We start from the raw sequence: 266 nt of genomic DNA, 5'->3' as shown, positions 1-266 counted from the left end.
GCCGGAATTCCTGGGCGGAGGTGGCTCCTGTCCCAGCAGTTCGGCCAGGAAAGTGGCCGCCTCCTGATGCCGGTCAAAGAGGGCTCCAGTGAGCGCCTTCGTTCCCCTCAGTGGTTCCCGCGTGGGTACCCGCTGCAGCTTGCCGAGCCCCGGAACATCGAAAATCACCGAGTCCCAACTGGCCCCGGCCACGTCCTTGCCGAACCGGGAAACACACCGACCACGGAAATAGGCCCGGGTGTCCGACGGCGGTTCGCCCACCGCCC

1 protein-coding gene is annotated in these 266 nt (G+C 66.9%); it reads right to left on the bottom strand.

The annotated features are described in order from the left end of the window. Positions 1-266: proteasome accessory factor PafA2 family protein (locus SB679_RS24635; protein ID WP_410704912.1), on the bottom strand; the 266-nt coding region annotated here is incomplete at both ends.

This window comes from Chryseobacterium sp. SIMBA_029 (assembly GCF_046535275.1).
Classification (GTDB): domain Bacteria; phylum Bacteroidota; class Bacteroidia; order Flavobacteriales; family Weeksellaceae; genus Chryseobacterium.
This window is presented reverse-complemented; position numbering and strand designations above follow the sequence as displayed.